Genomic DNA, 11,603 nt, shown 5'->3' on the forward strand with positions numbered 1-11,603 from the left:
GATCCAGGTCCGCCCGTCAGTTCCCGAGCATCCCGGCCCACAGTTCGGGGAAGTCCGGCAGCGTCTTGGCCGTCGTCGCCACGTTCTCGATCTGCACGCCGTCCACCGCGAGCCCGAGGATCGCACCGGCCGTGGCCATGCGGTGGTCGTCGTAGGTGTGGAAGATCCCGCCGTGCAGCCTGCGCGGGCGGATGTGCAGCCCGTCGGCGGTCTCGGTGACGTCCCCGCCCAGCTCGTTGATCTCCTTGGTGAGCGCCGCCAGCCGGTCCGTCTCGTGCAGCCGCAGGTGCGCGACGCCGCGCAGGGTCGAGGGGGAGTCGGCGAGGGCGGCGACGGCCGCGATGCCGGGGGTCAGCTCGCCCACCTCGCCGAGGTCGACGTCGATGCCGTGCACGGCACCCGAACCGGTGAACTCCAGACCGCGCTCGGTCAGTTCGCAGGAACCACCCATCTCGGTGAAGATCTCCCGCAGCCGGTCACCGGGCTGGGTGGTGCGCTCCGGCCAGTCGGGGATGACGACCGTGCCCGCGGTGACCAGGGCGGCGGCGAGGAAGGGCTGGGCGTTCGACAGGTCCGGCTCGATCGTCAGGTCCCGGCCGAGCAGCGCGCCCGGCGTCACCCGCCACACGTTGGGCTCGCCGCCCGACTCCGGCGTGTCCACCTGCGCGCCGACCGCCCGCAGCATGTCCACCGTCATCCGGATGTGCGGCATGGAGGGCAGCGAGGAGCCGGTGTGGCGGACCTCGACCCCCTGGTTGAAGCGCGGCGCCGAGAGCAGCAGCGCCGAGACGAACTGGGACGAGGAGGAGGCGTCGATCTCGACCGGGCCGCCGTCCAGGCCGCCACCGCCGTGCACGGTGAGCGGGAGCGCGCCCCGGCCCTCGTCGTCGATGCGGGCGCCGAGGGCGCGCAGCGCGTCGATCACGCCGTGCAGGGGGCGCTCGTAGGCACGGGGGTCGCCGTCGAAGCGGACGGGACCGTCGGCCAGGGTGGCGACGGGCGGGAGGAAGCGCATGACCGTGCCCGCGTTGCCGACGTCCACCGTGGCGGGGCCGTGCAGGGTGGAGGGGATGACGCGCCAGGCCTCACCGGGCCCCGTCGGGGTGCCCGCGCCCGCGGGGGAGGAGCTCGAGGACACCGTCTCCTCGATGCCGACGCCCAGGGCGCGCAGGGCGCCGGCCATCAGCAGGGTGTCGCGGGAGCGGAGGGGGCGGCGCAGCCAGCCGGGCTCGGAGGCGAGGGAGGCGAGCACGAGCGCGCGGTTGGTGACCGACTTGGACCCCGGTACGTGGACCGTCGCGTCGACGGCTCCGCGCGCGTGGGGAGCGGGCCAGAGGGCGGTGTGGGCGGGGGTTGCGGTCATGGCCCGCATTCTAGTGGCCGGGGGATGAGGGCGAATCTTGATCGTGGGCGGCGATTAGCCCGCCCGGGGCTCCGAAAGCGCATCCGGGCTCACCGTTCCGGCCACGGCTCCGCGCGGGAGCCGCGCTCACAGGTCCAGCAGCCAGCGCGTGCCGCCGATCAGGGAGCACAGCGAGACCGCGTGGAAGAGGAACAGCCACAGTGCCGGAGGGACGTTCGTCAGCCGGGAGAGCTGGTCGGCATCGGAATCGCCGGCGTTGCCGCGCCGGCGCTTGGCCTGCAGCTCGAAGGCCGGGCGCACGCCGCCCAGCAGCAGGAACCACACCACCGCGTACGCGAACGCCGCCTGCACCTGCGCGCCGGTCAGCCAGGACACCGCGAGGAACAGACCGCCGGTGACGAGGACCGTCAGCACCCCGTACGCGTTGCGGATCATCACGAGCATCACCAGCAGCAGCGCCGTGGCCAGCCACAGCAGCGCCGTGATGTGCCCGGCCGCGAGCAGCGCCGCGCCGCCGAGCCCCAGCAGCGGCGGCGCGGTGTAGCCCGCGGCGGCGGTGAGGATCATGCCGAGGCCGTGCGGCTTGCCCCGGCTCACGGTGAGGCCGCTGGTGTCCGAGTGCAGACGTATGCCCGTCAGGGTGCGCCCCGTGAGCAGCGCCACCAGACCGTGGCCGCCCTCGTGGGCGATCGTGACGGCGTTGCGGGAGACCCGCCAGACCGCGTGCGGGAGGACGGCCGCGAGCGCGGCGACCAGCGTGGCCAGCACCACCCAGAGATCCGGGTCGGGCTGGGTGCCGAAGAGCCGGTCCCAGAGCTCCGGCAGCGAGGGGGTGGCGAGGGGATTCATGATCGGTGCTGACTCCGGGAGGTCGGGCCGGGCGGGGACGGCGCCCGCCACCGTCGTTGAGGGGCGGCGGGCCGGCCTGGCAGTGTGGCACGTATGTGCGGACGGTATGCGGCGAGTCGTGGACCCGAGGATCTCGCGGGGATCTTCGGGATAGAGGTGGGGGTGCCCTCCGCCCAGGAATCCCAGGAACCCCAGGAACCCAACGCGTCCCGGGAGTCCCAGGAGACCCACGACTCACAGGAGCCGCAGGGCTCCCAGAAGTCCCAGGAGTCCCGGGAGGATCCCGGGCCCCTCGTGCCCGACTACAACGTGGCCCCCACCAAGGAGGTCCTCGTCGTCCTCGACCGCCCCTTGAAGGACGCCTCCTCGCCGCGTCCGGTTCGCCAGCTCCGCCGGCTGCGCTGGGGGCTCGTGCCCTCCTGGTCGAGGTCCCCCGAGGGTGCCGCCCGGATGATCAACGCGCGGGCCGAGACCGTGCACGAGAAGCCCGCCTACCGCCAGGCCTTCGCCACCCGGCGCTGCATCCTCCCCGCCGACGGCTACTACGAGTGGGACACCGGCCGGGAGGAGCGGGAGCTGGAGGTCGAGGGCAGGCGGAAGCGGGCGCGCAAGCAGCCGTACTTCGTGACGCCCGCGGACGGCTCGGTGTTCGCCATGGCCGGTCTGTACGAGTTCTGGCGCGATCCGACGCTGCCGGACGGCCACCCCCGCTCCTGGTGGGTCACGTGCTCGGTGATCACCACGGAGGCAGAGACGGCTCCGCTCGCCGTGCCGCCGCAGGAGGGCCCGCGCTCGCTCGCCGACATCCACCCCCGGATGCCGCTGATGCTGACGCCGGACCGGTGGGACGCGTGGCTCGACCCCCGGCACACCGACACGGTGGAGCTGCGGGAGCTGCTCGCGCCGCCGCCGGAGGGGCTGATGCGGGCGTACCCGGTGGGCACCGCGGTGAGCAACGTCCGCAACAACGGCCCCGAACTGCTGAAGGAACTGTCCGGCCCGGAGGAGGGCACGCTCTTCTGATCCCCGGTTGATCCCCGGCTGACCCCTGCTTTTCCGGCTCCCGGCTCCGGGCTCCCGGCCCCTGGTCTCGGCTCCCCGGCTGCTGACCCCTGGTCCCCGGCCCCTGGTCTCGGCTCCACGGCTCCTGATCCCCGATGTCCGGTTCCCCCGCCCCGCCCCGCCCCGCCCCCCTCCCGCCCTCGCCCGCCCCTCTCCCGTCGGTCCCTCCGCCGCCGTGCCCGAGGCGGCACCATGGCCGCATGACGCCCCCCACGACCCCCATGCCTCCCGCCGACCCCTCGCCCCCCACGGGCCCCGCCACCCCCACCACGGAGACCGTCGCGACCCCGGCGGGCGAGGCCCGCATCACCTGGCACCCCGCCCCCGGACCCCGCCTCGTCCTCGCCGCCGGGCACGGGGCCGGCGGCGGCATCGAGGCGCGTGATCTGCGGGCGCTCGCCGCCGAGCTGCCCCGGCACGGGGTGAGCGTCGCCCTGGTCGAACAGCCCTGGCGGGTCGCCGGGAAGAAGGTGGCGCCGGCCCCGAAGACCCTGGACACCGCCTGGCGCGCCCTGTGGCCCGCGCTCGCCCGCCCCGGACTCCCGGTGATCGCCGCCGGCCGCAGCGCCGGTGCCCGTGTCGCCTGCCGCACCGCCGGGGAACTGGGCGCCCACGCCGTCCTCGCCCTGAGCTTCCCGCTGCACCCCCCGGGCCGCCCCGAGCGGACCCGGGCTCCCGAACTGCTCGGCACCGGCGTCCCGACCCTCGTCGTCCAGGGCGGCAGGGACCCCTTCGGCAGGCCGGAGGAGTTCCCCGAAGGGCCCTACGAGATCGTCGAGGTGCCGCACGCCGACCACGGCTTCGCCGTGCCCAAGCGCGCGGAACCCGGCCAGGAGGAGGCTCTCGCGAGGATCGCCGGGAGCGTCGTGCGGTGGGTCGCGTCACTCGGGTGACGCCCGGGAATGCCGGGCGCGGGACCCGTGTTGTGCGAATCGGACGGCACCCGCGGTGCGCGGTCGGCAGGTGGCAGGGGTCACCGCCGCCGGAACCGGCGGGAGCCACCACGCGGCACGGAGCGTCCCGTGCCACCGTCCGTAGAGAGGAAGTCCGCCGCATGGGTTCGACCATCTGCCCGAACCGTCGCAGCAGCGCCGACCTGGATTGGACGGTTCTGCACGCGACGAAGACCGCCCCTGTTCGGGCGGCGGGCGGGCCGGATCGTCGTCTATCCTCCGATTCGAGTGGGACCGGTCTCGGTTCCGCACGATCACTCGAGGAGGTGGGTCCGGTCACCGGTACCGACGCAGGGACCGAAAACGGCCAGGCGGAGCAGCCCGAGGGCCGGGGGACGAGCGGGGGACCGGCCGTCACGCCGGTCGCCGAGTCGACCGCGGAGCGCAGCGCGCGCTTCGAGCGGGACGCGCTCGAGTTCCTCGACCAGATGTACTCGGCCGCGCTGCGCATGACGCGCAACCCGGCCGACGCCGAGGACCTGGTCCAGGAGACGTACGCGAAGGCGTACGCGTCCTTCCACCAGTTCCGTGAGGGCACCAACCTCAAGGCCTGGCTGTACCGGATCCTCACCAACACGTTCATCAACTCGTACCGCAAGAAGCAGCGCGAACCCCAGCGCAGTGCGGCCGAGGAGATCGAGGACTGGCAGCTCGCCCGCGCCGAGTCGCACATGTCGACGGGTCTGCGCTCCGCGGAGTCGCAGGCGCTCGACCACCTGCCCGACTCCGACGTGAAGTCGGCGCTGCAGGCGATCCCCGAGGAGTTCCGCATCGCCGTGTATCTCGCCGATGTCGAGGGCTTTGCCTACAAGGAGATCGCGGACATCATGGGGACACCCATCGGTACGGTGATGTCCCGGCTGCACCGGGGCCGCCGTCAACTGCGCGGCATGCTCGAGGACTACGCCCGTGAGCGCGGGCTGGTCCCGGCCGGCGCCGGAGAGTCGAACGAAGCGAAAGGCTCGGGCTCATGAGCTGCGGAGAGCCGCACGAGACGGATTGCAGCGAAATCCTCGACCATCTCTACGAGTTCCTCGACCGGGAGATGCCGGATTCCGACTGCACCAAGTTCGAGCACCACTTCGAGGAGTGCTCGCCGTGCCTGGAGAAGTACGGTCTGGAGCAGGCCGTGAAGAAGCTGGTCAAGCGGTGCTGCGGCCATGACGAGGTGCCGACCGACCTGAGGTCCAAGGTCATGGGGCGGATCGATCTGATCCGCTCCGGCCAGACCGTGCCGGAGCACGACGTGGCCACGGGCTCGCCCGCGTCCCCGGGGCCCCAGGAGGCCTGAGCACCGGCCCGCGGGGCCCGGGCCCACGGCCCGCCGGCCCCCGAGGGGTGCGGCCCCCGTCGCGCACGGGGGCCCGCCGCACACGCACGCCCGCGGTGCACACCCGCCCGCGGCGCACGGCGTCCCGGCAGCGTGTTCCGCCTCCTCCGCACCGCCCTCCGTACGACGCGCGCCCGGCGCGCGCACCCTCGCTCCGCTCCCCGCGCCGAGGCCGTACTCCGGCCCGTGACGGGCCTTACCGCGTCCGTCGGTGGGTAACCCATGGGTAATGAGCGCCCGTCCGGCGGTACGTGGTTGGATGCGAGCAGGGCCACGTGCGAAGGGCCGCGGGGGCGGGACAGGACGAAAGGTCCGTGGCCACGCGGACGTCAGGGAAGCGACAGGCGGGAAGCGCAAGGACTGGCAGGCGGGAATCGTGAGGATCTTCGGCAAGGGACGGCACCGGCCCTCCGCCTCCTGGCGGCAGGCCACCGACCGCGCGTTCACGCTGATAGGGGACGGCCGCTACGAGGACGCGGGCGCGCTGCTGACCCGCGCGGCGGACCTGGAACCCTGGCTGTCGGAGTCCTGGTTCAACCTCGCCCTGCTGCACAAGTTCCGGCACGACTGGGAGCAGGCCAGGGCGGCCGGCCTGCGGGCCGTGGCGCTGCTGGACCGCGAGGCGGGCGCTCCCGACTGGTGGAACGTGGGCATCGCCGCCACCGCCCTGCAGGACTGGCCGCTGGCCCGCCGCGCCTGGCAGGCCTACGGGCTGCACGTACCGGGCGGTCCGAGCGTCGCAGGTGAGCCGGCCGGGATGGACCTCGGCAGCGCGGCCGTACGGCTCTCGCCCGAGGGTGAGGCCGAGGTGGTGTGGGGGCGCCGGCTGGACCCCGCGCGCATGGAGGTCCTGTCCATCCCGCTGCCCTCCTCCGGCCGCCGCTGGGGCGAGGTCGTGCTGCACGACGGGGTGCCCCACGGGGAGCGGACCACGGCCGCCGGGCACGCCTTCCCCGTCTTCGACGAGATCGAACTGTGGGCGCCCTCCCCGGTGCCCACCTGGGTGGTGCTCCTGGAGGCGGCCACCGAGGAGGACCGCGACGCCCTGGAGCGGCTCGCGGCCGAGGCCGGTTACGCCGCCGAGGACTGGTCGTCCTCGGTACGCCTGCTGTGCCGCCTGTGCTCCGAGTCCCGGATGCCCTCCGACGAGGGCGAGGGCGAGCACCTCGACCCGCACGACCACAGCGAACCCGGCCATCCCGGGCCGCTCGGCCACCGCACGGACGGCCAGCTCTGGGTGCCCGAGCGCGAGTGCGGTCTCGCGGCGCCCGCGGCGCTGGTGCGCGGACTGCTCGACGGCTGGGTCGCGGACTCCCCGGACTCGCGCGGCTGGCGGGACCTGGAAGAGGTCTGCTGAGGCGGAGTGCGGTTCGCGTACGGCGGGGTCCACCGAGGCGCTCCTCGCGGGGCGGGCGGCGGCTCCCCTTAGGCTATGCGGGAGAACTCGGCGCCCCCGGGAAGACCTCGGCCCCGAGACGACTCGGTCTCAGAAGACACAGTGCAGGAAGGCGTACGTCGGCCATGGCCCAGCAGGACACCGATCAGCAGCAGGCGGGCGTGCTCCCCGTCGACGACGAGGGGTACGTCATCGACACGGAGGACTGCGAGGAGCGCGAGGCCGCCTACCGCGAGCGCGGCACCTCCCGGCCGATCACCGTCGTCGGCAACCCGGTGCTGCACAAGGAGTGCAAGGACGTCACGGAGTTCGACGAGGAACTGGCGAAGCTGGTCGACGACATGTTCGCCAGCCAGCGCACCGCCGAGGGTGTGGGCCTGGCCGCCAACCAGATCGGCGTCGACCGGAAGGTCTTCGTCTACGACTGCCCGGACGACGAGGGCGTGCGGCACGTGGGTGTCGTCTGCAATCCCAAGCTCGTCGAACTGCCCGCCGAGCGGCGCCGGCTGGACGACAACAACGAGGGCTGCCTGTCCGTGCCGACGGCGTACGTGTCGCTGGCCCGCCCCGACTACGCCGAGGTCACCGGGCAGGACGAGAAGGGCAACCCCGTCAGGGTCCGCGGCACCGGCTACTTCGCGCGCTGCCTGCAGCACGAGACGGACCACCTGTACGGGTACCTGTACATCGACCGGCTCTCCAAGCGCGACCGCAAGGACGCGCTGCGGCAGATGGCGGAGAACGAGCCGCGCTATCCGATCGTGCCGAACGACTGATCCGCACGATCGAAGCAGACCGATTCCGATCGAATCTGATCGTATTTCAGTCAAGCCAGACTGATTGAAGGCTGAATAAAACCGCCTCAGAGTGATCGTGGTGATGTTCACGGCGCCCGGCCGGGAGACCCTCTCCCGGCCGGGCGCCGTTCTATGTATGTTCAAGTGCCACGTACGCGAGGAACATGCCAAATCCATTCCCAAAGTGGTCAGTTGTGTAGCTGAATGGAAAGTGCGGGGATACGCAAGGGCGCGCGCCCGGGCACGGGGGGAGCGGTGCGACGCCGACCGGCTGCTGAGAGGGGTTTGTTCGTGCCAGCTTTCCCACACAGCACTTCACCCACCACCACCGCGGTCGCGGTTCCACCGGCGCTCTCGCTGCCGGTGATCGAGGCCGCGTTTCCCCGGCAACGGCATCCGTATTGGCCCCGGCTCCAGGAGAACACCCGTTCCTGGCTGCTGGAAAAGCGGCTGATGCCGGAGGACAAGGTGCGCGAATATGCCGACGGTCTGTGCTACACGGACTTGATGGCCGGCTACTACCTCGGCGCCCCCGACGACGTGCTCCAGGCGATAGCGGATTACAGCGCCTGGTTCTTCGTCTGGGACGACCGGCACGACCGCGACGTGGTCCACCGCAGGCCCGCCGCCTGGCGCCGCCTGCGGGTCCGGCTGCACACGGCCCTGGACTCACCCACGTCCCATCTGCACCACCAGGACCCGCTGGTCGCGGGCTTCGCCGACAGCGTGCTGCGCCTGTACGCCTTCTGCGGACGGGCGTGGAACGCTCGCTTCGCCCGCCACTTCCACGCCGTGATCGAGGCCTACGACCGGGAGTTCCGCAACCGCCTGCGCGGCCGGGTCCCCACGGTCGAGGAATACCTCGAACTGCGCCGGCTCACCTTCGCCCACTGGATCTGGACCGATCTGCTCGAACCGAGCGCGGGACGGGAATTACCGGATACGGTACGGAAACATCCCGCCTACCGAAGGGTCGCACTGCTCAGCCAGGAATTCGCCGCCTGGTACAACGATCTGTGCTCGCTCCCCAAGGAAATCGCGGGAAACGAGGTGCACAATCTCGGTATCAGTCTCGTACGGCACCGGAAGATGACACTTCCGGAAGCCGTCACGGAACTTCGGCGGCGTATCACGGACTGCATAGACGAATTCCTGATCGCCGAGCGTGAGGCCCTGCGCTTCGCCGACACGCTCGACGACGGCACCGTCCCCGGCAAGGAACTCAGCATCGCCGTGAAGTCCTGCGTCATCAATATGCGGAACTGGTTCAGCGCCGTCTACTGGTTCCACCACGAATCCGGCCGGTACCGCGTCGACGCCTGGGAGGACAGCGCCACACCCCCGTACGTCACGAACGAAACGGAAGGTGAGAAATGACCCTGGAACCGAGCATCCAGCCGACGGCACCCGAGCCCCGCACCGCCGCCCCGCTGCCCCAGCCGCCCCTGGCGGGCGGCGCCGTCCCGCTCCTCGGCCACGGCTGGAAACTGGTGCGCGACCCCCTCGGCTTCCTCTCCCGGCTGCGCGCCCACGGGGACGTCGTACGGCTCACCCTGGGCCCGAAGACCGTGTACGCCGTCACCACCCCCGAGCTCACCGGCGCCGTCGCCCTCAGCCCCGACTACAAGATCGGCGGCCCGCTCTGGGAGTCCCTGGAGGGCCTGCTCGGCAAGGAGGGCGTCGCCACCGCCAACGGGCCCACCCACCGGCGGCAGCGGCGCACCATCCAGCCCGCCTTCCGGCTCGACGCGATCCCCGCGTACGGCCCGGTCATGGAGGAGGAGGCGCACGCCCTCACGACGCGCTGGCGCCCCGGCGAGACCGTCGACTGCACCTCCGAGTCCTTCCGGATAGCCGTGCGCATCGCCGCCCGCTGCCTGCTGCGCGGCGGCTTCATGGACGAGCGCGCCGAACGGCTGTGCCTCGCCCTCGCCACCGTCTTCCGCGGCATGTACCGGCGCATGGTGATACCCGCCGGACCGCTCTACCGGCTGCCGCTCCCGGGCAACCGCGCATTCGACCGGGCACTGGCCGATCTGCACCTCCTGGTCGACGAGATCATCGCCGAACGCCGGGCGTCCGGTGAAACGCCGGACGATTTGCTGACCGCATTGCTGGCGGCGAAGGACGGGAATGGCGAGCCCATCGGGGAACAGGAGATCCACGACCAGGTCGTCGCGATACTCACCCCCGGCAGCGAAACCGTCGCCTCCACGGTCATGTGGCTGCTCCAGGTTCTCGCGGCCCACCCGGAACAGGCCGAAAAGGTGAGCGCCGAGGTCGAATCCGTCACCGGCGGGCGGCCCGTCGCATTCGGCGACGTACGCCGCCTGACCCACACCAACAATGTCGTCGTCGAGGCGATGCGGCTGCGGCCCGCGGTATGGATCCTCACCCGCCGGGCGGTCGTCGACACCGAACTCGGCGGCTTCCGCATTCCGGCCGGCGCCGACATCGTGTACAGCCCGTACGCGATCCAGCGCGACCCCGAGTCCTACGAGCGGAACCTGGAGTTCGACCCCGACCGGTGGCTCCCGGAGCGGGCCAAGGCCGTGCCCAGGCACGCCATGAGCCCCTTCAGCACCGGCAACCGCAAGTGTCCCAGCGACCACTTCTCCATGGCCCAGCTCACGCTGATCACGGCCACGGTGGCGCGCACCTGGCGCCTCGAACAGGTGGCGGGTTCGAACGACACGACCCGGGTGGGCATCACCCTGCGCCCGCACCGGCTGCTGCTCAGGCCCGTCCCCCGGTGAGGCCGGGGCCCGCGCGGAGCTGACGCGCCCGAGGGGGCGGGTGCCCGGCACGTCGGGACACCCGCCCCCTCGGCTCAGGCCGCCGTCTCCGGCTCCTCGGCGCCGGGCCCCCGGAACGTGCGCCGGTACGCCTGCGGGGTCGTGCCCAGCGTGCGCACGAACTGGTGCCGCAGCGACGCCGCGTTGCCGAAGCCGGTGCGGCCCGCGATCGCGTCCGTCGTCTCGTCGGTGCCCTCGAGGAGCCGCTGCGCGAGCAGCACCCGCTGGCGCAGGATCCAGCGGTACGGAGTGGTGCCCGTCTCCTGCTGGAAGCGGCGGGCGAAGGTGCGCGGCGACATGTGGGCGCGGGCGGCGAGCTGCTCCACGGTGACCTCCTCGTCGAGGTGCCGCTCCATCCAGACGAGCACCTCGCCGACGGTGTCGCACCGGTTCCTCGGCAGCGGGCGCTCGATGAACTGGGCCTGACCGCCGTCCCGGTGGGGCGGCACCACCATGCGCCGGGCGATCCGGTTGGCGACCTCCGGGCCCTGCTCCTTGCGCACCAGGTGCAGACAGGCGTCGATCCCGGCGGCCGTGCCGGCGGAGGTGATCACCGGGTCCTCGTCCACGTACAGCACGTCCGGCTCGACCCGCGCCCGCGGGTAGCGCCGGGCGAGGTTGTCCGCGTGCCGCCAGTGCGCCGCGCAGCGCCGGTCGTCCAGCAGCCCGGCGGCGCCCAGCGCGAAGACGCCGGAGCAGACACTGAGCACCCGGGTGCCCCGCCCGGCGGCCTCGCGCAGCGCCTGGAGCAGCTCGGGCGGGAAGTCGCGGGTCTCGAAGCCGTCGCCCGCGGGCACGGCGACCAGGTCGGCCTCCGCCAGCCGCTCCAGGCCGTACGGCGTGGAGAAGGTCAGGCCCGGCACATGGGTGCCGAGCCGCGGGCCCTCGGCGGAGACCACCGCGAAGTCGTAGACGGGCAGCCCCTCGTCGCTCCGGTCGATCCCGAAGACCTCGCAGACGACGGCCAGTTCGAAGGGGTGTACGCCGTCCAGCATGACGGCGGCGACATTGCGCAGCATGGGGACAGTGTGCCGCGACGGTGGCAGGAAATCGAGGGT

11 protein-coding genes are annotated in these 11,603 nt (G+C 72.4%); 8 read left to right on the plus strand and 3 right to left on the minus strand.

All coding sequences use genetic code 11. The features are described from left to right. Positions 1–16: 16 nt before the first annotated feature. Both aroA and OHB09_RS22025 read right to left on the minus strand, forming a co-directional pair. The gene (gene aroA / locus OHB09_RS22020; protein WP_093591994.1) at positions 17–1,363 is read right to left on the minus strand and encodes a 3-phosphoshikimate 1-carboxyvinyltransferase; all 1,347 of its coding nucleotides are present in this window, start codon (positions 1,361–1,363) and stop codon (positions 17–19) included. Positions 1,364–1,489: 126 nt separating this feature from the next. Then, positions 1,490–2,212 carry a M50 family metallopeptidase gene (locus tag OHB09_RS22025; RefSeq protein WP_040896375.1) on the minus strand — a complete coding sequence of 241 codons (723 nt, stop codon included), beginning with the start codon at positions 2,210–2,212 and terminating at the stop codon, positions 1,490–1,492. Positions 2,213–2,305: 93 nt separating this feature from the next. Between OHB09_RS22025 and OHB09_RS22030 the strand changes: the two genes are divergently transcribed. From OHB09_RS22030 to OHB09_RS22065, 8 genes are all read left to right on the plus strand, one after another. Further along, the gene (locus OHB09_RS22030) at positions 2,306–3,235 is read left to right on the plus strand and encodes an SOS response-associated peptidase (protein ID WP_328922410.1); all 930 of its coding nucleotides are present in this window, start codon (positions 2,306–2,308) and stop codon (positions 3,233–3,235) included. Positions 3,236–3,474: 239 nt separating this feature from the next. Next, the gene (locus OHB09_RS22035) at positions 3,475–4,167 is read left to right on the plus strand and encodes an alpha/beta hydrolase family protein (RefSeq protein ID WP_407077341.1); all 693 of its coding nucleotides are present in this window, start codon (positions 3,475–3,477) and stop codon (positions 4,165–4,167) included. A gap of 326 nt (positions 4,168–4,493) precedes the next feature. Next, the gene (gene sigR / locus OHB09_RS22040) at positions 4,494–5,201 is read left to right on the plus strand and encodes an RNA polymerase sigma factor SigR (protein WP_040896285.1); all 708 of its coding nucleotides are present in this window, start codon (positions 4,494–4,496) and stop codon (positions 5,199–5,201) included. Continuing rightward, positions 5,198–5,518 carry a mycothiol system anti-sigma-R factor gene (gene rsrA, locus OHB09_RS22045; protein WP_006142301.1) on the plus strand — a complete coding sequence of 107 codons (321 nt, stop codon included), beginning with the start codon at positions 5,198–5,200 and terminating at the stop codon, positions 5,516–5,518. The genes sigR and rsrA overlap by 4 nt, the downstream gene beginning before the upstream one ends. A gap of 415 nt (positions 5,519–5,933) precedes the next feature. Continuing rightward, positions 5,934–6,914, plus strand: coding sequence for a tetratricopeptide repeat protein (locus OHB09_RS22050; RefSeq protein WP_040896287.1), 981 nt, complete (start codon positions 5,934–5,936; stop codon positions 6,912–6,914). Between the two features lie 164 nt (positions 6,915–7,078). Next, positions 7,079–7,729 (plus strand): peptide deformylase, encoded by a 651-nt coding sequence (gene def, locus OHB09_RS22055; RefSeq protein ID WP_006142303.1) that lies wholly within the window; start codon positions 7,079–7,081, stop codon positions 7,727–7,729. A 312-nt stretch (positions 7,730–8,041) separates the two neighbouring features. Then, complete coding sequence (cyc1, locus tag OHB09_RS22060; RefSeq protein ID WP_328922411.1) at positions 8,042–9,127, plus strand: epi-isozizaene synthase; 1,086 nt, start codon at positions 8,042–8,044, stop codon at positions 9,125–9,127. Next, complete coding sequence (locus tag OHB09_RS22065; protein ID WP_328922412.1) at positions 9,124–10,506, plus strand: bifunctional albaflavenone monooxygenase/terpene synthase; 1,383 nt, start codon at positions 9,124–9,126, stop codon at positions 10,504–10,506. Before cyc1 ends, OHB09_RS22065 begins: the two co-directional genes overlap by 4 nt. A gap of 74 nt (positions 10,507–10,580) precedes the next feature. Here the strand turns inward: OHB09_RS22065 and OHB09_RS22070 are convergent, their stop codons facing one another. Next, positions 10,581–11,564, minus strand: coding sequence for a GlxA family transcriptional regulator (locus OHB09_RS22070; protein ID WP_006142308.1), 984 nt, complete (start codon positions 11,562–11,564; stop codon positions 10,581–10,583). Between the last annotated feature and the right edge of the window lie 39 nt (positions 11,565–11,603).

Source organism: Streptomyces griseoaurantiacus (genome assembly GCF_036189845.1).
Lineage (GTDB): Bacteria > Actinomycetota > Actinomycetes > Streptomycetales > Streptomycetaceae > Streptomyces > Streptomyces griseoaurantiacus.